The following is a 25134-nucleotide window of genomic DNA, read 5'->3' as shown; positions in this document are numbered from 1 at the left end:
TTATTGATGTTTAACCCAAATCCAAAGCCCCAATAATACTATGTACAAGCTAATTCATATAATAATAGACAATTATAAAGAGGAAATAAAAATAGTTGAGGAATCTAACCTTGGCGATTTCAATAATGTTGAAAAAGGTATTTCCATTTCAAGACGATATTTACAAAAGTTACGAATATGTGTCAGGGAAAATGAATTCGTGGATCAACAGAACGAAATAATATTCTTTAAAAAACATAAGCCTTACATCTACAGCAGATTAAAATTTTATGCCCAACTCTATAATTTTTTAATAAATAGGCCTGCGGGAACAATAAAATCCCAAGAAGAATTTATAGATTCAGAAATAAATAGGCTTCAAGAAAGCAATAGACGAAATATAGACTTTATCAAATATTACAGAGAGGATTCTGAACTTTTAGATGAATTTTATTTTTTACGCGGACACGACAAAATTAGCTTGGTTTCTGACACATCACACTTTTATACTGATGCAGAATTTTCTACAAGCCACGATAGCGCTATTGCAAAAATTATGGCCTATGACCTTTTAATTAGCCACTACGTTGGGGAATTAAGTTATTTAAGAGACCTGTCCTACAGTAAACCCAATAAATTGAACACTTTATCAAATGGTGAGCGACTTGGTTGGACAGCCTCAAAAACAGACCTCATTGAATTGATTTATGCCTTACAGGCATCTGGGGCAATAAAAAGTGGTACCGCTGGCATTAAAGAAATGGCTTCAGCTTGTGAAGACATCTTTGAACTCAAACTCGGAAATGTATATAGAACTTTTCTAGAAATTAGAGAACGGAAAATTGACCAAACCAAGTTTATCGATAGACTAAAATCAACACTTTTAAGGCGAATGGAAGAAACGGACGGATAATTTTTTTAAAATTCAAAACGTTAAAATTTTTCCCAAGTTGGGTTGAACTTGGGAAAAAGTAAAATTAATTTTATTTATCGTCATTTGGTATAGATGATTTAAAGAACAAACCCCAAATAGAACTAATCTAAACCATTGAAAATGAACAAATAAAAACACCCTACTTGGGTGCAACTTGGGAATAAAATCCAATAAACCATCCCAAATTTGTAGAACGAAAGTCAAATCAGATCAGGGGCTATCAAATTAGTTGAAATCGAAACGATAGTCCCTTTCTTTAAAATCGTTCTATTATGCCAGCAAATATTATTACCACCGACGACCTTCGAGAATTCAAAATGGAATTGCTCGATGACATTAAGAATCTTCTATCTAAACAAGCAACTGGAAAACTTAAGAAATATCTAAAATCTTCCGAAGTAATGGATTTGCTTCAAGTCAGTCCAGGGACATTACAGAATCTTCGCATAAACGGAACATTGCCATACACAAAAGTTGGGGGTATTATCTACTACGATGCCGAGGAAATTCAAGGCGTGATGACATCAAATCGTGTACAGCACGGTTTAAATTCTTAAGCGATGAACTACATAAAGCTACTTAATGCGGCATTTGAAAAATTCTATTTCGATGACCGCCTAAATCCCACGCACATAACCCTGTATATGGCGCTATTTCAGGAATGGAATAGTAGTCGGTTTGCAGATGAATTTTATGTGAATCGAAGGGATTTGATGCGAGCTGCCAAAATAGGCTCAAAATCTACGTATCATCGATGCGTTACAGATTTAGACTCGTGGCTTTACCTATGCTATTTCCCATCCAACAATCCATACAAGGGCAGTAAAATCAAGATGTCCATTATTGGGACAAGTGATGAACCTGTTACGGGACAGTACAATCCCATATTAGAACAACTTGCGGAACAGTACCATCCCAGAGGTGTACCGCTTGAGGGACACCACCATCCCAAAAATGGACAAGTTGTGGACTTGCACCATCCCACCAGTGGACAAGCATTGGTATCTACTATAAACAATACCAAACAAGTAAACAATATAAAACAACCAAAGGGCTGGCAGGCCGTTATTGATTTTTTTATTGAAAAAGGTTTTATTGCCGATGAAGGAAAAAAATTCTTCGAGCATTACGAAACTCGGAACTGGAAAACGAGTGATGGAAATGAAATTAGAGATTGGCGTGCCTTGGCTACGAACTGGATGGACAGAACAGAGCTATATACCGAGGAAAACAAACCAAACAAAAAACAACCGTCCCAAATCAAGGACAACTTGCGAACCACTAAAAACAAAGATTATGGACAACCCCTCTAAAATTACCGAAGGTGGCGTGGAATACTCGCTCGGAAAGTTTGATGGTAAAAGCGTTCTCTACGATTTTGACAAAATCTTGATTTACTTGGATGCAAAGGGAAAGTTGCTCTTTGGCAAACAATTTAGAATCTATGATGAGGACACGGTTATCATCCGCAAACTATGCCATTATTTCATCAAGGATGAAGAAAATTGTCTGAAAGATGATATCGATCCTGACAAGGGCATACTTCTTTCAGGGCCTGTAGGGTGTGGAAAGACCACTTTGATGAAACTACTGCGATACATCGTGCCAATGCAACGATCCTATGAAATGATTCCCTGCCGAAATGTAGCGTTTAGTTTTAATCACTTGGGATTTAAGACTATCGAGGAATATGGTAATACAAAATTTTTCTGCTTTGATGATTTAGGCGTCGAGCCTGCTGGAAGGTTTTATGGCAAGGATCTGAACGTAATGGGCGAAGTGCTCTTGTCTCGTTACGAATTATATCTGCAAACCAAAAAGAAAATTAAAACCCACGCCACCACTAATCTGAACGCTGAAGAACTGGAAGAACGCTACGGAAATCGTGTTCGAAGCAGAATGCGTGAGCTGTTTAATTTGATTGCTTTTAATAAGACAGCTGGGGATAAACGGAAGTAATGTGATTTTTTTTAGTTGATTTTAAAAGAATTTTGGATATTACAATTTGACTTTCAATATCTTGAACCAATGCGTATGAAAAAAATAACACCTATTAAGATTATAGAAATCAATAAAAATCGCTTCGATATTTTTATGCTTTTTACGAGGCATCCTTTTATAAATTTTCTTGCCAAAGAACTACACTATTATACCAATGATTCCAATACACTTTTAGGAGTTGTTATTCTTGACTATACGGACCAAGATTATAATTACATACTAATGGCACGGGATGAAAATCGGCAATTCCGGGCTTTTGAAATAAAAACAGATTACACTACCGAAGAAAAATGCATAACAGCTCTAACCAATTCAATGAAATGGCATAGTTCTCAAAATCTGACTATTGTAGAACAAGGCGGACCACCTAAAGGACTTAAACTATTCGAGGTAAACCAACCACCAGAAAAACTTCATCCGTATTTCAATAATCTTAAAAACAATAAGGGTTCAAAGGCTTCAAAACAAGCTATTATTGAAATATCAAATCATTTAGATGACATAGACGGAAATTTTGTGGAGCAGTTTCAATCTATAAATGGTTTTGATGCTCGTTTGTGGGAGCTTTATCTCTTTGCTTCTTTTATAGAGTTAGAATTTGAAATGTTAAGAGAGTTTAATAGACCCGATTTCTTGATTAAAAAGGATGATTTAACTATTGCTGTAGAAGCTGTTATTTTAGGACGTAAAAACGACCCACCTAAATTAGTACATATACAACCACCTTCCACCACTTTGCAAGACATTGAAGAAAAACTAGAAAATGAAACGCCACTACGCTATGGTAGTGCGCTCTATTCAAAACTTAAAAAAGAATATTGGAAACTTGACCACGTAAAAAATAAACCTCTCGTATTTGCTATTGCAGATTTCCACAGTGATGCCTCAATGATATGGTCTTTTGTCGCTCTAACTGAATATTTATATGGCCATAAGCAAATAATTGAGAAAGATGAAAATGGTAAAAATATAGTTAAGTCTGTAAAAGCAAATAATTACACAAAGCCTTCGGGAGAAATAATCCCTACAGGTTTTTTCGACCAACCTGAAACAGAAAATGTAAGCGCTATATTATTCTCTGCTACAGGTACTCTCGCAAAATTTACGCGTATGGGGATGCAAGCAGGTTTTGCCGAAGAAGGTCAAATAGTTATACGTATTGGAGATTGTGTTCATAAAGACCCAAAAAGTTTGGAGCCGATGTCATTTAAATATCAAGTATCAGAAGAAACAAAAGAAAACTGGCGAGAAGGTTTAAACTTATTTCATAATCCAAAAGCAAAGCACCCTATTGATATGGAATACTTTCCAAACATAGGTCATCATAAGTTTATAGATGGAGAACTAGTAAGTTATACACCAGATTTTCATCCTTATGCTTCAATGAATTACAACACAATTACCAAATAAAAAAATCATAATGGATTTTCCTATAAACGAAATAAGAGACAATCAGAAATCACTTGCACCACATATCAACTTTGATGGAAAATATCATTTTTTCTATGATGAATCCAATAATCCGAGAAAACTATATACAAGAGAAGCAGATTTTAATACTTTAATCACTGGTAGTTTTGTTTTAGGTGGGATAGTAGATGAAGGGAATGTATTCAACTTCAAAAAGCTTAAGGATTCTTTAAAATTGCAAAAAAATGTAAAGGAGTTAAAGTTCACACATTTAGCTAGTGGCGATTTTATAAACTGTTTAAACTCTCAAAAAATAAATACCTATTTACAATTTATAGATGATGAAGATATATTAGTCCATTTGTCCAACATCAATCTGTTATATTATTCCATAGTAGATATAGTAGATTCTGCAATTATGAATCGCAAGGAATTGCTTGAACGTGGTCCTCAATTTGTTGCAGAACTAAAAAACACTATGCATCAAGTGCTTAGAGAGCACTTAGATGATACTAGAGCTCTATTTTTTAAATTTAATTATCCGAATATAAGTCAGGAAGATATTCCTGAATTTATAGCAGAAATTATAGCTATAGCAAATTGTAACAACGAAAAAATCAAAAATCAGAAGAGCTTAAAAATTCTTAAAGAAATACTTGACTTTTCAGGTAAGAAACATAAAATGCCGTTTCTAGGAGGAGAAAAAGATAATATGCTAATAGAAGAATTTTACCAGTTTTACATAAAGCAGGTTTATATGTTTAAAAACTCTACCCATACATTCGATAATGAGGATGCCATCCAAAAAATTATCGGTGACTTCAATCTTATTGATGGAAAAAGAACTTTAAAAAACTATGTATTTAAAGATTCAAAATCAGAAGTTATGATTCAGCTTTCCGATATCATTGTAGGCTTAACTTCTAAATACCATAGCTTTATAAATAATCATTCTGAAGAACTAATAATTACAGAGTTTGAAAAATTAAATGATTTGCAAAAAAGTAATCTTCAGCTGTACTTGAAGGTTATTTCTAAATCTGATAACCATAATCCAGGTTTTTTTCATCATATAACAGGTACAACTGAACAAAATAGGATGCACACTCTTAATACTCTCATTGAACAAGAATAAATTCTTCAATTCCCCAAGTATCATATACGTTTTAGTTGTGCTAACATAATTTCCATTCTACGTATCAAATCGTCATATGTAAAAATATCAATTATGTTTTTATACTTCCTTTTGATTATCTCAAAATCTGAAAGTTGACTTTCCGTTAGGTTATTATCTCTTCCCATAATAATCATCCCATTTGGATTTGTAATCTTTATTTTTAAATTTTCAGGAAGTCGACTTTTGTACTTTTCCGTTAATCTCTTTTCGCCTGCCGTTCCTGTTTTATTTAAATAGAAAATATATTTCTCAATTTGCATTATTGTTCCTGATAGGTCTCTGTTAGGTATATGATTATCTCTGTATGGATTAGCCGACACTATATTTTTATCAAAAGGAATTTTTATTTCCACAATATCTAGATTTCCCATAAAGTCGATTAATCCATAATCTAATCTTCTGGTCTTATTATTATAGATATCCTTAAATCTTACTTCGTCAAATACAGCAATATACTTAGGAAAGAGCAATAATATTATTTCAATCATTTCTGCTTGCCATTGATTTTCTGAGTACTTGATTTCATTGGAAAGCATATCTATTAATTTTTCTAAAAGCGTTTGATATTTGATAATATCGGCTTCTCGAAATGTTTTTCTTAAGTTGCTACCATAAGTGGGTGTTTTCTTGTTTAAATAGTTTTGATAAGACTCTTCCTTATCCAAAATATGGTCAAAATAATTCTTTAAGATTGATGTGACTTTCGCTTGACGATATAGGCTAATTTCGTGTGTAGTAGGAAACACTTTGATAAGGTTTTCAAACTCTTCAATTGGTAATATTGTTTCTCTTGGACCACCAATATAGATATCCTCTTTTAAGTGTTTATCTATTTGTAATAGAAGTGAGGATTTAGATTTTACAAAAAAATAATCGAGATTTATAGCTAAAGATTTATGAAAGAAAAAAGTATTAGCAAGTCCTAAAACCTCTCTATACACGCCATAGTAATCATCCATTAATTCCCCAAGCTCAAAGAAGTATTCGGATTCATCATATTCATTTCCAACCTTTTTGAGAAGTGACTTACTATTTACATTAAAAATGTGCTTAATTTTGAATGGAAGCTCGGTTTCTAATTTCTTATCCAGCCATTCCGTAGGCTCATAATCGGAATAGTATTTTAAAACAAGTTTTGAATCTATTTTTTCTATCTCTACCAAATCTCAATATTTATTAGTTCTTTAAATTTCATTTATTATAGAAAGAAGCTCTACCAAGTTCATTGATTCTTCCTCTACCCAAGTGTCATCTTGAATTAAGCTCTTGATTGTTTCTTGTTGTTGCTCAGAAAAGTCCTTACTTTTCAAACCTGAAAATTCCTTTTTACGCCATTTACTTTTATGATGTGGTGAATTTACAGGTAGTGCATCATCTAATGTATTGGGCTCAATCAATGTAATTTCCTTTCCTTTTTCTTTAAAGATGCCTTTTATTCTAGAAAAAATGGATAATCCGTGATGGTCCCAATCGCAAAAGTAAAACAAAGGCAGTTCTATTTTTTTGGTAGGAATGTCTTTTAAAGGATTTGTATTGTTACCACCTACATACCATAATTCTATGTTGTTCTGTTTGTATTCGTAGGGCACTTTTAGGCAAGCTATATTTTCGCAAATAACAACCAACTTAGGATTTTCGCAATCTACAACAAAGCGCCATTGACTGTTTTTTGGGTCTTTCTCTGGGAATTCCTCAATCTCTAAAAGCTGTAATACGGCATTACGTAAGCTGGGTTTATTTGTTAGGTATTTTGCACCTTTACCTTTGAAAACTCTTGCTGAAAAGGTATATTCAGTTGTTAAGTGCTTTTTAAGTTCGTCTTTTTGATAATATATAAAGGCCAAACTTTTTAAGTCATCATCGTTGTACGTTTTGTGAGCGTTACTTTCTAATCCAGCTTTTTCAAAAAACTTAGAATAGTATTGAAAATAGTCCAAAAATTCTTCTTCGTAATATTCCTTAAAGCCATATTTTGCTTCCAAAATTTTAGGATTGCCCATTTTGGGTTTTATTAATTTTTTCTGCTTAATCAGCACTTGCTTAATAAAACTATTATTCTCAATCTTAAGATTAGTTTTATCATTCTTGTACAACTGGTTAAGACCAATTAAATATTTCCATTCAACACTTTTTTTCATTTTTGATATCTGCGAACTAGCAGCTTTCTAATTAGTTTGTATTCTTATCAAAATCCCCAAATATTGGAACTGGCTCATAATTTACTTTATCCGATTCTTCCAAATTATTATGAAGCAAATAGATATACTGATTTTGCATATCAACTTTATATGGTTGAATTGATAGCGATATAATCTGGTAATCATTCGCTTTTGCAATATCATAAAGCATATCAAAATTACTTCCTAGTCCAGCTGCTTCATCTATTGGCATAAATCGAATTCCATCCCTTACCTTATCTTTGGCTTCTCTATTAATTAATGAGAGCCTAGAAATACACAAAAGGGCAATTGCTGCATAAGTTTGACTTGTACTTCCAGGATTCTTTTTTCCGTGAACGGATTGAATTGTAAAATTTAGTCCGTAATAAGATTTAGGATTGAGCAATTCCCAAATTTTAGGTTTCAAATTTCTAGAGCCACCGCATTTGTAAAACGCTTCCTGCATTTTTTCTTCCAAAGAGGTGAATTTTTCCAATTCATTTGAAATACCTTGTAAAGCATCAAATAAATTGCCTTCACTAGAAACTTTAATATCCTTTTTGATTTCCTCAATAAACTCTTCCATCCAAGTTCTTGGATAACTACCTTCATAGTAAATGGATAATTTGGCTCTATGACCACCAGTAATTGTTTTATCGTCTGAGTCTATAAAATCTCTAATTTTCTTTGAGTAATATATCTGTTCACTAACCTCGTTATTGACTTTATCTATAATGCTCGTCAACTTTTGAAGTTTTCTAATATTCAATTTTTTGTTTTTGATATTAATTGCATCGAGCAATTGCTTAATGCGTGGAATTATCTCGTCATCTTCTAAATCCTTTTCTGAAAAAATCTCTGGCGGTAATATTTCTGCACAAATCTGTTTAAAATCATCTTCCCCCAAGTATCGCTTTTCTTTTTGCTTTAAAAATTCTTTTACAATCAAATCATATCTAATACCATATTGTTTTTCAGATTCAGAATAACAACCGTGCTGTTCTTCTAAAAATTCTGATTTTATACTTGTTTCTGATATTTCAATTTCTGAAGTAAAATCAGGATTGTTATTAATCAATTTTTCTAAATCAACTTTAAATACATCTATCTCTTTATCTTCAAATTTTAAATCCTCTGCAGCAACCTCTTTTCTAGATGTTTCATTTAAGATAGAAAGGAAAGAACTATACAAATCCTCTGAAGCGTTAATTTTTGATTTTATGGCTTCTAAGTCATTCGATTCTTTAATCTCGTATGTATACTTTTTTAATAGTAGAAGAATCTCTTCATCTATATCTGTAATGACAATTTTTTTGGAACTCGTTGTTAATCCTTTTATGAGCGCAGAATTATCAGACCTATTATCGTCGGCAAGCTTATATGTTTTTCTTGCCTTTTTTAACCCTTTATCTATCTGCTCATCTTCATCCAGTAATTTTAAATATTGGCTAATGGCATCAGAAGTTTCATCGAATAAATCGTGTTTATCAAAATTAGAATTTACATCTTTTGATTCCCAAGATAAAAGATACTCAGAAGGATTATCAAGACTGTTAAGTAATTCTTTTAACGTTTTCCAATTTTTAAGTTCAAGATCTAATAGTTTAATGTCATTATCTAAAGTCGCTTTTTGGCTCGTGAAATAGTCCTTTATTTTATCTGAATTCCCTGTATCGAATATTGGCTCTTTTACATACGGTATGTATTCTCGTATACCATTTAAATCCAGCCAAAATCCATTAGCTTCATCTTTTGTGATTTGTAGATTTTGAATTAACAGTTTTGGCTCAGGAATGTACCTTGAATTAATTCCGTTTTTTGGCTCTTTAGTTGTGATGTTGTCATTTTGATATTTGTGAACCACACTTTCCTCTTGCAAGGTCAGTTTTCTTTTAAGATTTAATGCCCAATGTGCAAGGGAAGCTTTATCGTCTAGATTATTAAGGACTTTTAGTTTTCTTTTTTCTTCAAGAGAAGTTTCTAAACTACTTACTGTTTCGCCAATAGTTAGTAATGTGTTTTTATTCAGCTTATTGTTTTTCCCAAAGAAAGGATTAATTCCTTTTTCCTTTAATTGAGATTTAAAATATTTTATTCGCTCAATATCCTGTTTGTTTTTATGGTAGTTGTGATAGTGTTCTGATAGTTCTTGCCCTGTTTTTTCAAAATATTCCATCCAAGAAAAATACTTCTTCAGGTTATCACTTTTACCCTGCCACAACATTTTAATTGCCAAAGCTTTTTCAAACGCTTCATCTAAAGCTGATACGTTTAACTTCAGTTCTACAACTTTGGCTTCTGCAAAATCTTTCAGCCCGCGTAATGTATTTCGATTATCATAAAATGCATCTAACTTTTTGCACATCTTGATATTAGACAATGCTATCTGCTGATTTAAATACTGATATTTTGTAGTCAGATAATTTGTATTGGCCTTGTCTCGCTCTTTTTTGAGATTGAGAAGTTCTTGCAATTCTGTCTGCTTATGAGTTAGTAAATCTATTTCTTCTCTATTAGATTCAAACTGCTTAATATCGCCACTTAGCTCTTCTACAGCTTTATCAAACTCTTGCTTTAGTTCTTTTTCTTTATCATTTCCGAAGAGAAACTCTTGAATGCGTTCACTCTTTTTAATATCGAGTGATTCTCTAGAAAATGCTTGTATAATTTTCGCGTAACTTTTCAAGGATTCTTGGTTGATAGATAAATCAACGGGAATGATAAAATTTTCAAATAAAAGTTTATGAAACTTTCCCAGTCTAGACCACGATTCGCAGACTAACCTTTTAGAATCGAAAATATGATTCTTTAAATCATCAATAGGTAAGATGCTGTTATCTTTTAGAAAATCTAAAAAACCAATTGGTTGATTAAAAGCAATTAGTTCGCTCTCTGGCTCAAAATTATCGCCTTGCTGTATTACAAAAGATTGTGAACTTCCTGTGCTTTCTAAGTAAATACCAATAATTACAAATTCATCTTTACCGAGCTCAACATTGATAAATGCGTAACCCATATCTGTACCATTTCCAGCAGTTCTCAAAACCATCGTTTTGGGCTGTCTTGGCTCACTACTATCGGTTGGGGAATGAAATGCACCAGAACCCACAAAAATAAGTTGCAAAATATCGGCAATCATACTTTTACCTGAACCACCTTCGCCTACAAAATCTGTTCTAAATGGATTAAACTCATAATCAAACGATTGATGATGCACTATACCTAAAGTGGATAATCTTTTTATTCTAGGATATCGTTTCATCTCAATTCATTTAATGTTTCGTCCAGATTATTTATCAAGTCTTCGTGTATGGCGATGAGCCTGTCGAAAGCTGGAAGCAAATCAAAATCATCATCATTAAGTGTAACCCAACCTATTTTTTTAAATTCCCTAAGTGCTGATTCTACAGTTGCATCAATAGCATCATCGTTAAGGTTTCCTGGGTTTGTGTTTCTAGATTTTGCAATTAGTCTGTAAATACCTGGTTTTAAACCTTCGTAATCTATTCTTATCTTTTTCTGAAGGTCTTTTACTGAAACCACATCAATTTGATTATCGATAAAGAAAATCTTGTAGATAATAAATCCAATAATGACGTACTCACTTTTCATATGATGTCTGTGACTAGCATCGATTTTACCTCTTGTAGAACCTATGAAATCCAAAAAATAATAACCACTCGCTTCAGTACCACCAAAAATTAACTCAACACTAAACAGATATTGATAATATGCTCTTAAGCTATCCTCATTAGAATAGATATAGTTGTAGTATTTAGCTTGGCTGCCTTCCCTTTGAAAATGCACGCCATCTTTAAGCATATAATCGAGAGATGCAAATAAATCTTGAGTATCTGGGTGGTTTAAAAACCGTACCCTTATGTCTTCTGTATGTTCATCTTCCATAAACTTATGTGCTCTATTTTGGTATTGGTTTGTTTGGTCTTGTTCATTTTAAAATTAAAATTCTTCGACTTATTTGCGTGCTGAATCGAACTGTAAATTGCGCTTACTGCTATCTGTCCATCATTGGTTTCTTCCATTATCTGAAAAAACGTTTTTGATAAATCAATGCTTCCTCTCAATTCAATTTCAGCGATAATATGCTTTTCCCACTTACTGATTAAATCTTGCTGATTGAGCACATTTAAGATGCTCTGTGTATTTTCCTCAATCTTTACAGTATTGGATGAATAGGTAGTTCTCTTCTTTGGTTTTGAAGGAAACAATTCCCTTTCTCGCTCAACGATCGTAAAATTTGGTGTATCTATATGTAGGATAGGGTTAGCAACATTATCTGGCAATAAGGTTGCCTTTTTACTGTCTACTGTACTTTTATCTAAAAGAAAATGTAGAAACTTTTCAACCTTAGTATTAAATTGAGGTCTATTTAAAATAGCAAATAATCGCCTAATTTTTGGCTGAATCCTATCTAACTTCCTGTCAATGGAATCTAGCCTTTCATTAAGATACTTTATAAAAAAGTGTACATCTACAATTAAATCATCAGCTTCAGAATCTGTGTCCTCTCGCTTTTCTAAAATTGAGCGGATAACTTTAGTTTCAGAATAGGCCGCTGCTAATTCTTTACTTTGGTCTTGCGCCTTATCGAGATTGCGCTCTACTTCTTCTAAAAGGTCGATGAATTTCTTATCTGAATTTGTCGTATTATCCTTAAGCTTGTTTACTGATTCTATAATTTGTCTATCTAAAAAATCTACCTGTTCTCTAAGATCGGGTTCGTATTTTTTAAATTCAGTTTTAAGCCAAAACTTTAAATCATCTAAAGTTTCTCTTTTTCTTAGTGAGGCTGTAAGAAGAATGCAAATTTTCTCAATATGAGTAGGGCTGAAATTACCTTCTAAGGTTTCTTTAGCATAAGCATAAAACCTATAAGCATAGTCCTTAAAATAATATTTTTGAGTTTCTTGATTGTAGTCTAAAAAATATTCCTGAAGTTCTTCAATGTGCGCACTATAGATTTCTTTTGGGTATCTCTCAGTCGTTTTGCTTATTTGAGCGAAAGCATCGTGCAAATCTTTCTCAATAAATTTTCCATCAGGAAGTGATTTATCATCGATTTTTTGAAATAAAACCATAACCGCTAACCCTACTTCTTTCTTGGGGAAAAGTAGCTGATAAACACCTGGTTCTTTAATCTCTTTTACAAAGTCAAAATTTATTTTATTGTTTTCGTTCAATTTTTATATCAGGGCATTTTTTTAACAAAATTCCCCATAAAGATAATTAATTGAGATTGCCTTAGTTACGGTTATCCATATTTTTATTAAATAGACCTTTAACTTCGGCATATAATAAGTAAATAAGAGACCTGAGGCACATAACAATTTCTTTAAAAAATCCATTCATAATCCTTCTTTTAACGATTTATATATTTGATTAGCTACTATTTTTAAATTCCCTCTTCGATTTAAGTAACCACTTTCATACCTGTTACTCAAAAACCCCGATTCCAAAAGGACAGATGGACAATAATTAATAGTTCCTCGTAGTACCTGAAAATTCGCAAACTTCACACCCCTACTTTCAAATCCCAATTTCTTATTAAGTGCAGCTTGCAATTGAAAAGCCAACCAGGTAGAGTCATCTGAATATTTGGATTCTGCATCTGCCACATAAACTTCCACACCTCTAGCATTCGGATTATCCGAATGATTGCAATGCAACGACACAAACAAATCAGCTTTAAGAGTTTTGGCCAGCTTCGTTCTATCCGATAGCGAGATAAGTGTATCGCTATATCTAGTTAAATAAATATCCAGAGGCTTATCTAATTCATTATTTAGCTTCAAAATCGCTTTTGCAATATTGAGTACAACATCTTTTTCTTGGATGCCATTTATTCCAATTGCACCAGAATCTTTTCCGCCGTGTCCAACGTCTATAATTATTCGTTTTTGCGTACTCGTTTCTTGTCCAAAAATGATGCACATTTTTAAGAGCAAAATCACAAAACTGACGTTTTTGAGCACTTTTTTCATTTTCAAGTTTTGGGTTATTAACAATTCAACTTCCAAAAATCATAGAATTTGATACCAAATAATAACAATTAAAATCAAACGAAATCAAATAATATTTTATTCACAATTATTTGATTATCAGTTATTTGTAAACAAATATATGTATTTTTCCAATAACGAAAACAACACAAATTATTAAACTTTTCAGTTATGAAAAAATCAAATTATTTCGCAGTATTTCTTTCACTTCTCTCAACATCTCTTTTTGCCCAAATTGGGGGAATTGAAGATTCCGTTAATGATGTAGGTGATACTATAAGAACAATCTTTCCAATTTTACTCGGTGTTATTTTTTTAGTTGGTTTCCTTTTTAATGCAGGACACTTCTTTGGCGAGAATGCAGATTTAAAAAAAGGTATTACTAGAGTTCTGGTATTCGTCTTAATTGCGGGTGCTGTAGTTGGAATATTTACTTATCTAATTGGAATCGTAGTCTAATGAACCCTCATCGAGGGTTTTATTATTAAAGCTGTATGAAGAAATTCGAGGTCTATAGAAATATTAGGAAAAAGGCAGTCATTTTTGGGCTGCCCATTTCCCTGTTTGCGCTAATGATGATGTCCATACTTGGGTCTTTAATGATTATCATTTTTTCATTCAGTTTCGGGATAATTATAGGTGTCTTAATTTTTAATGCTGCTCTCTACGTTGCGTTGACCCGAATCACAAACAATCCACAACTATTTCAGATGGCGAAAGCCTTCCCAAGAATCATCAGTAACAAAAGAAATTCAGGCTTTGATTATGAACAAGATTAACCTTTCGGCATATCAACCCATTGCGGATATTCAGGACAATATCGTGTTTGCCAACAATGGCAATGTGATTTTGTGCTATGAGGGAAATCTACCAGAAATCTACTCGCTTTCCGAAAAGGACTTTGAGGATATGCACGGTGCTTGGTTTCAGGCTCTAAAATCATTGCCTGTGGGAACTGTAGTTCACAAACAGGATATCTACCTTAAAAAAACCTATTCCTCGGAACAACTTCCGAATAATACTTTTTTAGAAAAAGCCACACACGAGCATTTTAAAGGTCGCGGACATATTGAACATAAATGCTATTTGTTCTTCATCTTGAGCAAAAACAAAGCGCTCAACAATCCAAAATATGTAAATCCTTTCCGAAAGGTTTCAAAGGGAATTGTACAGGAACTGGATGACAACATTAAGGGCTTTGTCAACTCTGTAAGCGATTCAGTTTCCTTTATAAACAATAGCAGAAAAATGGAATTTATTCCGCTTAAGGCGGAAGAGATTCAGCAACTCACAAGTGGCTATTTTAATGGGTTCAACGAAGGCTTTGATACCGATATTCTACTTGAAAAGAAAAGCGTCAATATTGGCGAAAACCATTTTGATGCCCTTGCCATCAATAGCGAACTGTGCTTTGGCGAAAGTGTACAGAGTAGCAAGACCAATGAGAAATTCACTTCAGACGATTTTGTGTTTCATCAAGGGTTTATTGATGGCTTAGGGCTTACGCTTAATGAAAACCATATTGTTAACCAGATTATTTATTTGGATGATAAACAGAAGTGGCGCAAGCTGCTAGATAAGAAAATAGAGGAACTGAACAAGAGCTCAGACTTCGGTTCGCAGAACAAAGTAGTACTTGGAAAGATTCAACACATTCTTGACCAAATAAATGCAGATGACAATGCACGAATTATTCGTGGTCATCTAAATATTGTCTATTGGGCGAAAGAAGCTAAAGAGCTCGATAAGATAACATCAAAGATAAAGACCGAATTTAAGGAATTAGATATCATCCCCTACTATCCAAGAGGCGAAGAGCGCAAGAATTATATCCTTAATAGCTACTGCTGTTTCTCTTCAAACTTCTCGAACAATGATTTATATGTAACCGATTTAAAACACGCATTGTGCTTGTTCATTAACAATAGCAATTACAAATCGGATGCTACCGGAATCATCTTCAACGACCGTGAAAACAACATTCCTGTTTTAAAGGATGTTTGGGATGAACGCAAAAAACGCATCAAGGCTCGAAACTTTGCCATTTTTGCACCAACGGGCGAGGGCAAATCATTTTTGGCGAATAACATTCTGCGCCAATATTTTGAAAGTGGCGTACGCTTGGTCATTATCGATTTGGGTGGCTCATATACCAAATTTGCAAAGCTCTATCCTGAAAAATATACCGTACTGCGTTACGAGAGCGGAAAGAATTTGGGCATCAATCCTTTTTACATCAGTAATCTAAAAGACTTAACACCAGACCGTCTTGAAGATTTATCTGTGTTTCTTTTTGAATTGTTTGCTTCAGATTTGAAAGTGACCAAAGCCCAATCGGTTTCCATCAAGAAAATACTGCGCCATTATTATGATAGTACTTCTGAGAATCATTCTTTGGAAGGTTTCTACAGTTTTATAGAAAGGAATCAGAAAGATCTTCTGAAAACCTTAAAAATCCATCCCGACTACTTCAATGTTACGAGTTTTTTGCACGTAATGTCAGAATACGTCGGCGATGGTCTATATAGTTTCCTCTTTGAAGTGAGCGAAGACCAGACCTATAAAATTGAAGACAAACGATTGATTGTTTTTGAACTGGATGAAGTCAAGGATAACAAGGAAATCTTGTCCGTGATGTTGAAGCTGATAAAGTCCGCCATCCAAAGAACCATTTGGAAAAACAGAGCTGAAAAAGGCATCATCTTATTCGACGAGTTTGCAAAGCAACTAAAATTCGAAAATGTATTGGAAAGCGTGGAATTCTACTATCAAGCCATCCGTAAACAAAACGGTGCAATTGGGATTATTCTACAATCTATTAATCAGCTTCCTAACAATTCTACTTCCGCCAGCATCCTAGAAAACACACAAGTTGTTTACAGCTTGAATAATGAAAAAGGCTATGATGAATTGGTTAAAAGACTCAATCTATCTAGCCACGATTTAAACCAATTAAAATCCATTAAAAACAATCTATCTGGACCTCGGAAGTACACCGAAATGTTCATCAAGATAGGAAAGGAAAGTAACATTTTTAGGCTCGAAGTTCCGAAGGAAGTATATGCGGCTTATTTGACCGATGGACAGGAAAATGAAGAAATAATGAAGCTCTACGATGAGCATCACGATATGGAAAAAGCAATAATTCAATTCACATCTAAAACATAATAATATGAAAACAAAAATCAAAATTTTAGTACTCGCAATGGCATTACTGTTCAGCTTAAATATCAAAGCACAGGGAATGCCCACTTATGACAATACAAATTTTGTCAGTTTGATAAAACAACTTGTAGAATCTGGAAAGCAGACGGCTCAAATGATTAAGTCAGTACAGTTCTTAAAAGATGCAAAAGAAAGCATTGAGAAAGTATCAAGTGTGGTGCAACAACTCAGAGCGGTTCAGGAAATTGCACAAAATAATCAACGCCTTATTAATGTAATGCAAGACGATTTACAGGATATTTTAAACTCGCCTTACATCAAACCAGAGGAAGTCACACGGGTTGCGGAATCATTTGATGCCATAGTCCAAAACTCTTTAGACACGGTTGATTTTATGGGCGAAATCTTATCTAGCGATAATCTAAAAATGTCTGATGCAGAACGTGCTGAAGTGTTAGAACAGAAAAAACAGGAATCTAAGGAAATGGTTTCCAACATCAACACGAGAACCAAACGCTATAGGGACATTATTTCCTTCAGAAAAATGCAGGATAAAGTAAATAATCGCGAAACAGAATACTAAAAATGACCGCAACCATCATTTTAGGAATTGGACTGGAATACATCGACGCAGTATTTCAAACAATACAAAATAGCAGTTTCTCGCAATACACTATTGCCGGAATGAAAACGCTTGCAGTACTGTTTTTTCTGGTCAATATCCTTAAAAAATACAATGAGGGCATTGCGGATAAAGACGGTTACACTTGGGGGTTGAGCCCAGGGGAATTAACTAAGAACTTTGCGGTTGTTCTTCTGGTCATATTTTCAACACAGGTTTTAGGTTTTTTTGATAGCATCTTGGTTTCCATTGAAGCGCAATATCGTGGTACAGCACCAGCTTTATTGCCTTTGCAGATGCAGGACATTCCTATTGAGGAAGATGTAAGTATTATAGAGGTAGCGCAAGCAGCAATGACGCTCTTATACGAAGCTTTGGTAACACCACTTTATGGTTTCAAAATATTTGCATTTATCATTAGTCTTTTCCTTTGGATTCTGGATTTGTTTATCTACCCACTATTCCTTGCAGAACGTTATTTTCTATTAGGTATAATGCAAGCTTTCTTTCCCTTGGTTATAAGCTTGGCAGTTTTTGAAAAATTCCGTTCGCTTGCCTATACATTTTTCAAATTGTATGCCGCCGTCTATATGTTGGTGCCTGCCTTTTTTTTGGTCAATGTATTTGTGAATGCCCTCTATACTGAAATCAATACTAATTTCTGGACAAACCTTTTTGGGACAGATGTTGGCCAGGGCTTTTTTGCACCTGTGGTTCAGCTTGGGTCGGTTGGATTCATTGTTTTTCTGAAATTCAAACTGTATAAGCGTGCCACATCTTTTACACTTAGATTATTTACTAGTTAATTCAACCCAAAATGAAAACACCTTATAAAAATATTTATGCAGTCTTAAAATTGAACAGGTTTATCGTGTTAGCAGTTGTCATTTTCGCAATGCTATCCAGCACATTTTCTTTATGGATGGCATTCAGCACAAATCAAAAAGCGCTCAATAGTGCTTTTGCCATTAATACCGACGGAAGCATAATCCCCTTAAAAATAGTAACCCAAAAAGAAAATTTCAAGGTCGAAGCTCTTGCGCATTTGGACCTGTTCCATAACTACTTCTATAATATCGATGCCAGCAATTATGAACGGAATCTTGAAAAGGCGCTTTGGTTGGGCAATAGTTCTGTAGACAATTTATATCGCCAGAAAAAAGCCGATGGTGTTTATAATCGATTGCTGCAATACTCGCTAGTTCAGAAAGTACTGAGCATAGACTCAGAAATTGAAGAACAAAACGGAACGTATGTTTTTCGAACGGTTACGGTTTTTGAAATTAATCGAGGTTCAATAATAGATACCTACGAACTTGTTTCTAGTGGAAACTTAATTCTAGTTGATAGAAACTTTCCAAACAACCCACACGGGTTATTGATTACAAATTATTTTGAGAACACCTTAAAAAAATTGAACGATGAAAGTTGAGCCAATTATTGGCAATTAAAAACTACGATTATGAAAATAGAAAAGAACAAAATAGTATTTGCAGCGGTCTTGGCCGTGATTTTAATATTCCTGATTTCCTATTCTGTAATGGTTATGGGCGATGACGAAAATGATACTGAAAACCTTGAACAGACCTTAGTTCCAGATTTGGACGAAAACCAAAAGGAATACGATTCTAAATTGGATGCCATCAATGATTTAAAAGAAGTGCGCGAAAATAATGCACCTAGTATCTACGATGAAAAACTAATTGATTCCTTGGGCTTTTATGACCCAGACTTGCCGGAACGTGAAAAAGAACGTATTGTAGATAGTATTTACGAAGCAGGTAAAATTCAATATTCCGAAAAGCGGTATGAAAATTTTGGACAAAAGAAAGTAGCTCAAAAGAATACACAACAAATTGATTCAGCCGATATCAAAAGAGAACAACAAATTGAAGCGAAAGAATTGGGTCTGGAACATCAATTGTTCTTTGCCGCCTCGCCTAAACCCAATGAATTTTCGATTATTGGCAATACAGATGAAAGTATCTATGTCATCGTCGATGGTGACCAAATCGTAACGGCAAATACTAGATTAAGAATGCGCCTTACTAAATCGGCAACTATCAATGGTAAGCTGATGCCAAAGAATACGCCAGTTTTTGGGTTTATTAGTTTTCAGCCCAATCGTGCGCTCATTGAAATCGAAAATATCAATCATCACCCTACAAATCTCAAAGCATTTGATTTGCAAGATGGAAGCGAAGGCATTTATGTCGAGAATAACTTTAGAGCGGAAGCAACGAGAGAAGTACTGGATGATGTCATTGGTGATATCAATATTCCTAGTGTTCCACAAATAGGCGGACTTACACAAGTATTTCGGCGTTCTAACCGAAGGGTGAAAGTAACCGTATTGAACAATTACAGATTAATCCTAAAACCAAAATTATGAGAACAATTATAGTAATATTCACGATGTTTTTTTTCGCTTCAGCGAAATCACAAACACATAAGATCCTCGACACTATTTACGCAAACGATACCAAGAACGTTGCGCTCTTCTTTCCAGAACCCATAAGACAAGGCGTTACTGGTGCAGACAATTTTGTGTTTACTTACAATCGAGAAAAAGAACAGTACTTTGGACTGCTTCAAGCAAAGCCCGGAAAGGAAAGTAATCTATTGGTAATCAACAGAAATGGTTCAATTTTTTCGTATATTGTAAGGTATAAATCTCAACTTACAAAGTTGAACTATTTCGTGCCGAAAGCAAGCAGTATAGGCAATGAGAAACCTATTGTTAATGATACTACCGTAGTAAAGAAGATTGAAAATTCAGTTGATAATAAGACCTTTTATTATACTAAATTTTCTTCTTACCTTCTTGACAAGAGGCAACGAATAGGTACAATACAAAAACGAAATGAAGGTATCGTTTTGAGTATTAAAAATATAGTTTTTGACAAGGAAGAATTGTATTTCGTTATCCAGATTGAGAATAAATCGACCTTAGATTACGATTTGAAATTCTTAAACCTTTCGGTTGAAACACGACAAAAAGGCAAAAAGAAATCGTTACAAAAACTATTTCAAGAACCAATATTCATATACAAGCTTCCGCAAAGGATAACTGAAGGTGAAGTTTTAAGAATGGTTTACGTGATGCCTAAATTTTCAATAAGCAATGACCGTAGGTTGGTTGTAGAACTGAATGAGAAAAACGGGGAAAGAGATTTAAAATTGAAGGTATCGCACAAATATATCAATAACCCAAATTAATAATATTATGAAAAGAATCGTCATTTGTTCACTCGTACTTTTATTCATTTCCTGTTCAGGAAATAAGAATATGTCCCCTTCTGAAACTGCCACAATCGTAGCGAAAAGCTTCTTCTCAAAAGATGAATCTGCCCTAAAAAAACATACAACATCAGAAGGCTATGCAAGTTTAATTACGTTATTAGATATGATACCAGATTCTGAAAAGGAAATCGAGGTAGAAATCTTAGATGAAGCTGTTGATGGTAAAGCGACTTGGGTAAAATATAGCACATCCTATGATGGCAAGCCTGGCATTTTTAAATTAGTGCAAGAAGATGGTCAATGGAAAGTCACACATAATGGACCGAGGGATAAAGGGCCTTTTTAAAATATTATTTATTTTTTAATAAGTTTCAATATCAAAACCTCCTAATAATCACAAACTTTGTTAATTTTATTGATTAACAAATTTGTGATACTATTTAATGGCATTATTCCAGATATCAGTTCTAAAGAAATATTTAGCACAACAAGACGAGACAGCAGTTGATAAAGCGTACCGCAAGTATTCCAAATACTTTTTAAACCCTGAAGTACAAGAAAACATACGCAGTAGTAAAGAAGAGCAGTTTCAAGCTACATTTCTTACTGAACTTTTTGTGAATGTGCTGGATTATACTATAAATCCAAGCCCCAAATACAATCTTACCACTGAATATAAAAACGAAAAAAACAATCGAAAAGCCGATGGGGCTATTTTACACAACGAACTTACCGTTGCAGTTGTCGAACTCAAGGGAACTAACACCAAAGATTTAGAGAGCATACGTAGACAGGCATTTGATTATAAAGTAAACCATAAAGGTTGCCGGTTTGTAATTACCTCTAATTTTGAAAAGCTTCGTTTCTACATTAATGATGCTACCGATCACGAAGAATTTGATCTCTTCCAGCTTACACTGAAGGATTTTGCGTTGCTGTATTTATGTCTTCAGAAAGACAATTTGCTCAAGGCAGTACCATTAAAAATCAAGCAAGACTCATTGGTAAAAGAAGAGCAAATTACCAAAGATTTTTATAAAGATTATTCCCAGTTTAAGCGTGAACTTTATAGAGATTTGGTAAAGCGAAATAAGAAAAAGCTTAAAACTACTCTACAAAGTGACGTTAACATTACTGATGATTTAGAACACCTAAATGACTTGGAACGTCTTGAGAAGAATATCAAACTCACACTTTTTAAAAAATCCCAAAAACTTATCGATAGATTTCTATTCATCTTTTTTGCAGAGGACAGGGATTTACTAGAATATAATTACACTAAAAAGTTGTTGGAGGATTGGCAAAATGTTCGCAAATTAGATATTGATGAACCTTTATACGACCGCTTTAAAAAGCATTTTAGCTACCTAGATCAAGGTCGTAAAAATGAAAATGGAAGAAGTGAAATTTTTGCTTACAACGGAGGATTATTTAAACCAGATCCTATACTTGATAATTTAGAGATAGATGACAATTTACTCTATAATCATACATATACATTATCAACTTATGATTTTGAAAGTCAAGTAGATGTCAACATTCTAGGACATATTTTTGAAAACTCTCTTAATGAAATAGAAAGCATTACTGCGGAAATAGTAGATGGCGAATTCGACAAACAAAAAAGTAAGCGAAAGAAAGATGGTGTTTTTTATACGCCTAAATACATTACCAAGTATATCGTAGAAAACACTATAGGAAAGTTATGTGAAGAGAAGAAAGCTGAACTTGGTTTTAGAGAAGAAGAATATTTTAAGGGAAGGAAAAATCGAAAAGGATTTTTTCTTCAAAAGTTGGTGGATATACTTGACACTTATCGCGACTGGCTGTTACAGATTACCATTTGTGACCCTGCTTGCGGGTCTGGAGCATTCCTAAATCAGGCATTAGATTTTCTCATCAAGGAACATCAGTACATAGATGAACTCAAGGCAAAAGTTTTGGGTGGTGGGTTACAGTTTCCAGATATTGAAAACACAATTTTAGAGAATAACATATATGGTGTGGATCTTAATGAAGAGTCGGTAGAGATTGCAAAACTTTCACTTTGGTTACGTACCGCTCAACCACGAAGAAAGCTCAATGATTTGAGCAGCAATATAAAATGTGGAAATAGTTTAATAGATAGCAAAGCCATTGCAGGAAACAAAGCTTTTCATTGGGAAAATGCTTTCGCAAAAGTATTTACAAATGGTGGGTTTGATGTTGTGATTGGTAATCCGCCTTACGGAGATTACTTTTCAGAAAAAGAAAAAATCTATTTGTTAAAGAGATATCGAGGGTCATTTTCAGGTACATTTGATATGTATATATTTTTCTTTGAAGTTGCCCTCGATATATTAAAAAACGCTGGAAAGTTATGCTATATTACGCCAAATACTTTTATTGATTATTCTCAATTTTCAGGACTAAGAGATTTACTTAAAGCAGGAAACAATATAGAACAAGTTATTGGGCTAACTAATGTTTTTGAAGATGCAATAGTCGATACCGCAATAATTTCTTTAGAAAAAAATAAAAATCAATCTTCAAGTTTTTTAGGCGATATCATTAAAACAAAACTTTTATCTCTTGACAATACAGAATTACCAGCCATATCCTCTACTAATTTATTTTCTAAAGGCTTTGTAATTAGAGAGACCAAAGGTTTGGATGTGCTGAAAATTATTACTGACTGTACTTACAAACTTTCTGATAAGATTAAAATAACACAAGGAATTACCACAGGAGGAAATTTAGCATTTCTTAATACAGAAAAACATTTCACAGATGCTAAAATATCTCCTGAATATATACACAAGGTTCTCAAAGGAAAAACTATAAATCGATATCAAATCTTGTTTGATGATGAATACATATTATATTCAACAAAGGAAACTAACGAACAGGATCAAAAAAAAATCGAGAATTTATTAATTCCTTTTGAGGAAAAACTGTCCACAAAAAGAGAAACAAAAAGTGGTAAATTGCCTTGGTATTGTCTTCATTGGTCAAGAGATGAAAACGATTTCAACGAACCAAAAATTTTAATACGCCAAACAGCATCCGAAATAATTGGAGTACTCGATGTTTCTAATTATTACCCAATAGATACTATTCATACACTGAACTTAATTGATAAAAGTGATAACAACGTAAACGATCTAAAATTCATACTGGGATTATTAAACTCAATATTTTTCAAATTTCTATACAATTGGAAGTTGGACGAAGCGGGTAAAGTATATCCACAAATCAAAAAAGTGAATATTGAATGGATACCATTGCCCAATTATACGATTACCGAAGTTGATTGTATGGCAAATCTGGTTAGTGCTGTTCAAATTTTGATAGAAGATTTGAATAAGCTCAAAAGTCAATTTAAAAGATATTTGATCTCTAAAATTCAAATAGTTAAGATATCTAGCAATATGGAAAACTGGCAAAAAATTGATTCTACGGAGTTTATAATCGAATTGAATAAAGCTATAAAAACATCCAACAAACATCGTGAAAAAGAAAACCAAAAACCGATAAACATCCTTACAAAAACAGATGAATTTGAATGGCTTGATCTCTTTGAAAAGAATAAGAAAAAAGCCCAAGAGCTGCAATCACAAATTGATTCCATAGAGCAACAAATAGATGCTATGGTTTACGAACTGTATGGATTGAGTGAAGAAGAGATTAAAATTGTGGAGAATGCATAGAGAAAAATATAATTTTAATAGCATTAAAATCTACGATACAAGTATGTTTCCAAAAGTGAGTAGAGAGGAGTTTCTAAAAGAAAGTCATCTCTATCAACTAAATCTAGCATTGAAACCTTATGAGAAATATATAAAGTTCACTGAAGATTATCTAGACAATCAAGCTGAAAACTTTCAACAAAAACATTTAGAATCTTTACAGTACGAAAATGAGAATTGGAAGGTAAGTGAAGAGTATGCTCAAAAAATGATCGAGGTTGACAACGAATTTGCTCAAAGATATAGAGAATCAATAATAGTTCAACTATATTCCTTTTTTGAAAGAGCAATTGTTGATTCTTGTGAGATGTATTATTCTAACAAAGAATTGGATGAGAGTAGCTTAAATGAGACGCCGGATAAACCCGGTCTTGATTATGCCAAAGTGTTTTTAAAGAATAATGCAGGCATCAAGTTAAAGAATATAAATGAAGAACTAGATTTCTTTTGTAAGCTCAGAACATTGCGCAATAGAATTGTACATCATCGAACGAGCTTTTTCTCAGATGAAGAAGGTAAAATCAATGATATTAGAGCTCTATCTAAAAATAGGTTTAAGCTTATAGCAAAATCAGATATTACAACATTTTACTTTCTATATTTCGACAATCCTACATTTTCGTTGGAGATTATTGAAAAGATTAAATCTCTTTATTGCAAATTGGGACAAAAAGGAGTTTATTATTAATAAAGACA

The 25134-nt window shown here is 33.5% G+C and carries 22 protein-coding genes; 16 read left to right on the top strand and 6 right to left on the bottom strand.

Features of this window, described 5'->3' with window-relative positions:
- Positions 1-40 precede the first annotated feature (40 nt).
- The 6 genes from AC0UBM_RS10480 (at position 41) to AC0UBM_RS10455 (ending at position 5459) form a co-directional block, all read left to right on the top strand.
- The gene (locus AC0UBM_RS10480) at positions 41-892 is read left to right on the top strand and encodes an RteC domain-containing protein (RefSeq protein ID WP_475688590.1); all 852 of its coding nucleotides are present in this window, start codon (positions 41-43) and stop codon (positions 890-892) included.
- A gap of 293 nt (positions 893-1185) precedes the next feature.
- Positions 1186-1470, top strand: a complete 285-nt coding sequence (locus AC0UBM_RS10475) for a helix-turn-helix domain-containing protein (protein WP_031427468.1) — start codon at positions 1186-1188, stop codon at positions 1468-1470.
- A 3-nt stretch (positions 1471-1473) separates the two neighbouring features.
- The gene (locus tag AC0UBM_RS10470) at positions 1474-2226 is read left to right on the top strand and encodes a hypothetical protein (protein WP_475688589.1); all 753 of its coding nucleotides are present in this window, start codon (positions 1474-1476) and stop codon (positions 2224-2226) included.
- Positions 2210-2872, top strand: coding sequence for a P-loop NTPase family protein (locus AC0UBM_RS10465; protein ID WP_475688588.1), 663 nt, complete (start codon positions 2210-2212; stop codon positions 2870-2872). The genes AC0UBM_RS10470 and AC0UBM_RS10465 overlap by 17 nt, the downstream gene beginning before the upstream one ends.
- Before the next feature lie 75 nt (positions 2873-2947).
- A complete protein-coding gene (locus AC0UBM_RS10460) occupies positions 2948-4324 on the top strand; it encodes a hypothetical protein (RefSeq protein WP_475688587.1) in 1377 nt (458 codons plus the stop codon).
- 10 nt (positions 4325-4334) lie between these two features.
- Positions 4335-5459: a DUF3800 domain-containing protein gene (locus AC0UBM_RS10455; protein ID WP_475688586.1), complete on the top strand. Its 1125-nt coding sequence runs from the start codon at positions 4335-4337 to the stop codon at positions 5457-5459.
- A 20-nt stretch (positions 5460-5479) separates the two neighbouring features.
- Here AC0UBM_RS10455 and AC0UBM_RS10450 read toward each other — a convergent pair whose 3' ends face one another.
- The 6 genes from AC0UBM_RS10450 to AC0UBM_RS10425 all read right to left on the bottom strand — a co-directional run bounded on the left by AC0UBM_RS10450 (position 5480) and on the right by AC0UBM_RS10425 (position 13662).
- Positions 5480-6664 (bottom strand): Shedu immune nuclease family protein, encoded by a 1185-nt coding sequence (locus AC0UBM_RS10450; protein ID WP_475688585.1) that lies wholly within the window; start codon positions 6662-6664, stop codon positions 5480-5482.
- Between the two features lie 21 nt (positions 6665-6685).
- Positions 6686-7639, bottom strand: coding sequence for a hypothetical protein (locus AC0UBM_RS10445; protein ID WP_047418768.1), 954 nt, complete (start codon positions 7637-7639; stop codon positions 6686-6688).
- A 31-nt stretch (positions 7640-7670) separates the two neighbouring features.
- Positions 7671-10922 carry a DNA repair protein Rad50 gene (locus AC0UBM_RS10440; protein ID WP_475688584.1) on the bottom strand — a complete coding sequence of 1084 codons (3252 nt, stop codon included), beginning with the start codon at positions 10920-10922 and terminating at the stop codon, positions 7671-7673.
- Complete coding sequence (locus AC0UBM_RS10435) at positions 10919-11566, bottom strand: condensin complex protein MksE (RefSeq protein WP_475688583.1); 648 nt, start codon at positions 11564-11566, stop codon at positions 10919-10921. The genes AC0UBM_RS10440 and AC0UBM_RS10435 overlap by 4 nt, the downstream gene beginning before the upstream one ends.
- The gene (locus tag AC0UBM_RS10430) at positions 11539-12861 is read right to left on the bottom strand and encodes a hypothetical protein (RefSeq protein ID WP_047418765.1); all 1323 of its coding nucleotides are present in this window, start codon (positions 12859-12861) and stop codon (positions 11539-11541) included. The genes AC0UBM_RS10435 and AC0UBM_RS10430 overlap by 28 nt, the downstream gene beginning before the upstream one ends.
- 165 nt (positions 12862-13026) lie before the next feature.
- Positions 13027-13662, bottom strand: a complete 636-nt coding sequence (locus AC0UBM_RS10425; RefSeq protein ID WP_475688582.1) for an N-acetylmuramoyl-L-alanine amidase family protein — start codon at positions 13660-13662, stop codon at positions 13027-13029.
- A 189-nt stretch (positions 13663-13851) separates the two neighbouring features.
- Between AC0UBM_RS10425 and AC0UBM_RS10420 the strand changes: the two genes are divergently transcribed.
- From AC0UBM_RS10420 to AC0UBM_RS10375, 10 genes are all read left to right on the top strand, one after another.
- Complete coding sequence (locus tag AC0UBM_RS10420; RefSeq protein ID WP_475688581.1) at positions 13852-14139, top strand: hypothetical protein; 288 nt, start codon at positions 13852-13854, stop codon at positions 14137-14139.
- 306 nt (positions 14140-14445) lie between these two features.
- Positions 14446-16848: a TraG family conjugative transposon ATPase gene (locus AC0UBM_RS10415; protein WP_475688580.1), complete on the top strand. Its 2403-nt coding sequence runs from the start codon at positions 14446-14448 to the stop codon at positions 16846-16848.
- A 4-nt stretch (positions 16849-16852) separates the two neighbouring features.
- Positions 16853-17428, top strand: a complete 576-nt coding sequence (locus AC0UBM_RS10410) for a conjugal transfer protein (RefSeq protein WP_475688579.1) — start codon at positions 16853-16855, stop codon at positions 17426-17428.
- A 2-nt stretch (positions 17429-17430) separates the two neighbouring features.
- A complete protein-coding gene (locus tag AC0UBM_RS10405) occupies positions 17431-18273 on the top strand; it encodes a hypothetical protein (protein WP_475688578.1) in 843 nt (280 codons plus the stop codon).
- An 11-nt stretch (positions 18274-18284) separates the two neighbouring features.
- Complete coding sequence (locus tag AC0UBM_RS10400; RefSeq protein WP_475688577.1) at positions 18285-18899, top strand: conjugal transfer protein TraK; 615 nt, start codon at positions 18285-18287, stop codon at positions 18897-18899.
- 30 nt (positions 18900-18929) lie between these two features.
- A complete protein-coding gene (gene traM / locus AC0UBM_RS10395) occupies positions 18930-19859 on the top strand; it encodes a conjugative transposon protein TraM (RefSeq protein ID WP_475688576.1) in 930 nt (309 codons plus the stop codon).
- The gene (locus tag AC0UBM_RS10390; RefSeq protein ID WP_475688575.1) at positions 19856-20686 is read left to right on the top strand and encodes a DUF4138 domain-containing protein; all 831 of its coding nucleotides are present in this window, start codon (positions 19856-19858) and stop codon (positions 20684-20686) included. The genes traM and AC0UBM_RS10390 overlap by 4 nt, the downstream gene beginning before the upstream one ends.
- Positions 20687-20756: 70 nt before the next feature.
- Positions 20757-21056 carry a hypothetical protein gene (locus AC0UBM_RS10385; protein ID WP_475688574.1) on the top strand — a complete coding sequence of 100 codons (300 nt, stop codon included), beginning with the start codon at positions 20757-20759 and terminating at the stop codon, positions 21054-21056.
- A 97-nt stretch (positions 21057-21153) separates the two neighbouring features.
- Positions 21154-24399, top strand: a complete 3246-nt coding sequence (locus AC0UBM_RS10380; protein WP_475688573.1) for an Eco57I restriction-modification methylase domain-containing protein — start codon at positions 21154-21156, stop codon at positions 24397-24399.
- Positions 24392-25126, top strand: coding sequence for a hypothetical protein (locus AC0UBM_RS10375; RefSeq protein ID WP_475688572.1), 735 nt, complete (start codon positions 24392-24394; stop codon positions 25124-25126). The genes AC0UBM_RS10380 and AC0UBM_RS10375 overlap by 8 nt, the downstream gene beginning before the upstream one ends.
- The last annotated feature ends 8 nt before the right edge of the window (positions 25127-25134 follow it).

The organism is Formosa sp. F44 (assembly GCF_056238645.1).
The sequence above is the reverse complement of the archived record's forward strand: the minus strand, read 5'-3'. Positions and strand labels throughout refer to the sequence as shown.

Excerpts from the sequence above, each read along its gene's own strand:
- AC0UBM_RS10410 (WP_475688579.1), top strand. The coding sequence starts at position 16,853 with ATGAAAACAAAAATCAAAATTTTAGTACTCGCAATGGCATTACTGTTC.
- AC0UBM_RS10385 (WP_475688574.1), top strand. The coding sequence starts at position 20,757 with ATGTCCCCTTCTGAAACTGCCACAATCGTAGCGAAAAGCTTCTTCTCA.
- AC0UBM_RS10390 (WP_475688575.1), top strand. The coding sequence starts at position 19,856 with ATGAGAACAATTATAGTAATATTCACGATGTTTTTTTTCGCTTCAGCG.
- traM (WP_475688576.1), top strand. The coding sequence starts at position 18,930 with ATGAAAATAGAAAAGAACAAAATAGTATTTGCAGCGGTCTTGGCCGTG.
- AC0UBM_RS10405 (WP_475688578.1), top strand. The coding sequence starts at position 17,431 with ATGACCGCAACCATCATTTTAGGAATTGGACTGGAATACATCGACGCA.
- AC0UBM_RS10455 (WP_475688586.1), top strand. The coding sequence starts at position 4,335 with ATGGATTTTCCTATAAACGAAATAAGAGACAATCAGAAATCACTTGCA.
- AC0UBM_RS10440 (WP_475688584.1), bottom strand. The coding sequence starts at position 10,922 with ATGAAACGATATCCTAGAATAAAAAGATTATCCACTTTAGGTATAGTG.
- AC0UBM_RS10375 (WP_475688572.1), top strand. The coding sequence starts at position 24,392 with ATGCATAGAGAAAAATATAATTTTAATAGCATTAAAATCTACGATACA.
- AC0UBM_RS10380 (WP_475688573.1), top strand. The coding sequence starts at position 21,154 with ATGGCATTATTCCAGATATCAGTTCTAAAGAAATATTTAGCACAACAA.
- AC0UBM_RS10400 (WP_475688577.1), top strand. The coding sequence starts at position 18,285 with ATGAAAACACCTTATAAAAATATTTATGCAGTCTTAAAATTGAACAGG.
- AC0UBM_RS10470 (WP_475688589.1), top strand. The coding sequence starts at position 1,474 with ATGAACTACATAAAGCTACTTAATGCGGCATTTGAAAAATTCTATTTC.
- AC0UBM_RS10460 (WP_475688587.1), top strand. The coding sequence starts at position 2,948 with ATGAAAAAAATAACACCTATTAAGATTATAGAAATCAATAAAAATCGC.
- AC0UBM_RS10475 (WP_031427468.1), top strand. The coding sequence starts at position 1,186 with ATGCCAGCAAATATTATTACCACCGACGACCTTCGAGAATTCAAAATG.
- AC0UBM_RS10420 (WP_475688581.1), top strand. The coding sequence starts at position 13,852 with ATGAAAAAATCAAATTATTTCGCAGTATTTCTTTCACTTCTCTCAACA.
- AC0UBM_RS10435 (WP_475688583.1), bottom strand. The coding sequence starts at position 11,566 with ATGGAAGATGAACATACAGAAGACATAAGGGTACGGTTTTTAAACCAC.
- AC0UBM_RS10445 (WP_047418768.1), bottom strand. The coding sequence starts at position 7,639 with ATGAAAAAAAGTGTTGAATGGAAATATTTAATTGGTCTTAACCAGTTG.
- AC0UBM_RS10480 (WP_475688590.1), top strand. The coding sequence starts at position 41 with ATGTACAAGCTAATTCATATAATAATAGACAATTATAAAGAGGAAATA.
- AC0UBM_RS10415 (WP_475688580.1), top strand. The coding sequence starts at position 14,446 with ATGAACAAGATTAACCTTTCGGCATATCAACCCATTGCGGATATTCAG.
- AC0UBM_RS10465 (WP_475688588.1), top strand. The coding sequence starts at position 2,210 with ATGGACAACCCCTCTAAAATTACCGAAGGTGGCGTGGAATACTCGCTC.
- AC0UBM_RS10425 (WP_475688582.1), bottom strand. The coding sequence starts at position 13,662 with ATGAAAAAAGTGCTCAAAAACGTCAGTTTTGTGATTTTGCTCTTAAAA.